The organism is Herbaspirillum sp. UBA812 (assembly GCF_002296545.1).
Taxonomy (GTDB): Bacteria; Pseudomonadota; Gammaproteobacteria; order Burkholderiales; family Burkholderiaceae_D; genus Herbaspirillum; species Herbaspirillum huttiense.
In genome coordinates this window covers 6,682-9,907 of record NZ_DBIC01000140.1, presented here as the reverse complement: position 1 = coordinate 9,907, position 3,226 = coordinate 6,682, and the positions used below count along the sequence as shown (strand labels likewise).

Genomic DNA, 3,226 nt, shown 5'->3' with positions numbered 1-3,226 from the left:
ACAGGAAGGTGGCACCGGCACGATGGCGGCGCAGCTGGTTGATCAGGTTGGGGACGCCCACGCGGGTGCCGCGGTACGTATCGGCGTCGATCTTGAGAGTGAGTTTGGGCAATTCGCTGGACCGGAAAGAGGGTGATCGGCGGTGGTCCGCCATGGTGTTGCTGACTGTCGGGGTAGTGCGCCGGGCGTTGGACTGCGGCGGCTGACGACAAGTTGCGAGACTAGCATCCTGCGCCGGATAGAACAATATGCAGCAGCGCAGCATGCGGGGCAATACGGTGTCACGACGGCGATCTGTTCCGGCGCAAGCCAGATGGCCATAGCCGGAAAAAGCAAAACCGCGCCGAAGCGCGGTTTGCATGAGATCGTCAGTCAGCGACCAATCAATCCATCAGCGCACGTGCCTGAGCCACCTGGCTGCGGTAGGCATCGAAGATGTTGCGCAGGGTGTCGGCCATGGTGGTCTTGGGGGCCCAGTTCAGCTCGTCACAGGTGTTGGTGATCTTGGGCACGCGGTTCTGCACGTCCTGATAACCCTTGCCGTAGTAGGCGGCGGAGGTGGTCTCGACCAGCTTGACCTGCTTGGCGGTCTCGGCGTATTCCGGGTACTCGGCGGCCAGCTTGAGCATCATGTCGGCCAGGTCCTTGATGGAATAATTGTTCACCGGATTGCCGATGTTGTAGATCTTGCCGGAGGCCACGCCGCCTTCGTTGGCGATGATCTTCATCAGGGCGTCAATGCCGTCATCGATGTAGGTGAAGGCGCGCTTCTGCTGGCCGCCGTCGACCAGGGAGATGTTCTCGCCACGGACGATGTGGCCGAAGAACTGGGTCACCACGCGCGACGAACCTTCCTTCGGGGTGTGGATCGAGTCCAGGCCGGCACCGATCCAGTTGAACGGACGGAACAGGGTGAAGTTCAGGCCGGCTTCCATGCCGTAGCCCCAGATCACGCGGTCCATCAGCTGCTTGGCGCAGGAGTAGATCCAGCGCGGCTTGTTGATCGGGCCGCAGATCAGTTCGGATTCTTCCGGATCGAATTCCTCGTCATGGCACATGCCATAGACTTCCGAGGTCGAGGGGAAGACCAGGTGCTTCTTGTACTTGGCGGCCGAACGCACGATCGGCAGGTTGGCTTCGAAGTCCAGCTCGAACACGCGCAGCGGGGCGTTCACGTAGGTCGACGGGGTCGCGATGGCCACCAGCGGCAGGATCACGTCACACTTCTTGACGTGGTATTCCACCCATTCCTGGTTGATGGTGATGTCGCCCTCGAAGAAGTGCATGCGCGACTTGTAGGCCTCGTTTTCCAGAATGTCGGTGATGCGGTCGGTCATCATGTCCATGCCATAGACGTGCCAGTCCGTGGTTTCCAGAATGCGCTTGGACAGGTGGTGGCCGATGAAGCCGTTGACGCCGAGAATGAGGACTTTTTTCATAATGTAGAGAGCTAGTGAATGGCCGGACTTCAGGAGGCCATGTATTTCAGGTAATTGTTGAGTGAAGCATCCTGATCATTGATCAGGATGCCCAGGATCTGGAGGAAGTTGCCATCGCCACAACGTGCGTACAACTTGCCGCCTTCGAAGAACTTGTCTTGCGTACCGTGGGCCCGCTGCAGCGCAGGATGGGCCGCCGGCGGAACCAGCCGGGTTCTCGTGACCGTAATTTTATCACCCGCGATTTCCTCGAAGGCACCCGGATAGGGCGGGGCCACCGCGCGCACCAGATTATGGACCTCGCCGGCGGTACGCCGCCAGTCGATACGGCCATCTTCCGGCTTGCGGCCGCTGAAGTAGCTGCCTTGCGAGAGGTCATTGGGCAGGTTGGGCGTATTGCCCGCCAGCATGGCCGGCAGTACGTTCCAGAGCGTCATTTCTGCCGCCACGACCACCTTGCCAAAGACTTCATGCGCGGTATCGTCCGGCAGAATCGGTACGGCAGTCTGCGCCACGATGGCGCCGGCGTCGGGCTTGACCGTCATCTCATGCAGGGTGGCACCGGTTTCGGTCTCGCCGTGCAGCACCGCCCAGTTGATGGGGACGCGGCCACGATACTTGGGCAGCAGCGAGCCGTGCATGTTGTAGGCACCGCGCCTGGCGCAGGCCAGCACTTCCACCGGCAGCATATGACGGTAGTAGAAACTGAAGAGGAAGTCCGGCTGCAGCGCCTGCAACTGCGCCAGCAGCTGCGGCGAGCGCGGGTCAGCGGGGGTGATGCAGGCAATGCCATGTTCGCGGCACAGGCCGGCCACGGAACCGAACCAGATATTCTCGGTAGCGCTGTCCTCGTGGGTCACCACCAGCGACACCTGCACGCCACGCGCGAGCAAGACCTTCAGGCAGCGGACACCCACATCATGGTAGGCAAAGACGACGGCGTTCATAGTGCTTGCTTGTCTTCTGAAGAGGATTGCTCAAGGATGGCCTGCACCACATAGCGCGGGCGCGAGCGCACCTGCATGTAGATGCGGCCGATGTATTCGCCCAGCAGGCCGATGGAGAACAGGATCACGCCCATCAGGAAGAAGGTGATGGCGAACAGCGTGAAGACGCCACCGACTTCCGCGCCGATCAGCATGCGGCGCAGCACGATCAGGATGAACAGCGCCGCCGACGCAAACGACAGCCCGATACCCAGCAGCGAAAAGAATTGCAGCGGCACCAGCGAGAAGCCGGTGACCAGATCGAAGTTCAGGCGGATCAGGCTGTAGAAGGAATACTTCGATTCGCCAGCCGAGCGCTCTTCATGTTCCACCACGATCTCGGTCGGATTGCGCGAGAAGGTGTAGGCCAGGGCCGGCACGAAGGTATTGACCTCGCGGCACTGGTTGACCAGGTCGATGACGTTGCGGCCATAGGCACGCAGCATGTTGCCCTGGTCGGTCATCTTGATGCGCGTGATCTTCTCGCGCAGGCGGTTCATGGCCTTGGAGGCGTAGGTGCGCCAGGCCGAATCCTGGCGCTTGCGGCGAATCGAGCCGACGTAGTCGTAGCCTTCGCGCATCTTGGCCACCAGATTGCCGATTTCTTCCGGCGGATTCTGCAGGTCGGCATCCAGTGTCACCACCACTTCGCCACGGGTGGCTTCGAAGCCCGCCATGATCGCCATGTGCTGGCCGTAGTTGCCATTGAACAGCACCACCCGCGTCACGTCCGGGCGCAGGCGGTATTGCTCGGCCAGGATGCCGGCGGAGCGGTCGCGGCTGCCATCGTTGACGAAGATG

Annotated in this window: 3 protein-coding genes and 1 pseudogene; all 4 read right to left on the bottom strand. The window is 61.3% G+C overall.

Going from position 1 to position 3,226, the window contains the following annotated elements; genetic code table 11:
• Positions 1–112: pseudogene (locus B3873_RS08820) on the bottom strand (xylanase); the annotation flags it as partial.
• A gap of 271 nt (positions 113–383) precedes the next feature.
• Positions 384–1,439 (bottom strand): bifunctional UDP-4-keto-pentose/UDP-xylose synthase, encoded by a 1,056-nt coding sequence (locus tag B3873_RS08815; protein ID WP_051057356.1) that lies wholly within the window; start codon positions 1,437–1,439, stop codon positions 384–386.
• 29 nt (positions 1,440–1,468) lie between these two features.
• Entirely contained in the window at positions 1,469–2,386 is a 918-nt protein-coding gene (locus B3873_RS08810) for a formyltransferase (RefSeq protein ID WP_134222219.1), read from the bottom strand.
• A partial coding sequence (locus tag B3873_RS08805; protein WP_286865350.1) for a glycosyltransferase occupies positions 2,383–3,226 on the bottom strand: 844 nt, incomplete at its 5' end. The genes B3873_RS08805 and B3873_RS08810, both read right to left, overlap by 4 nt.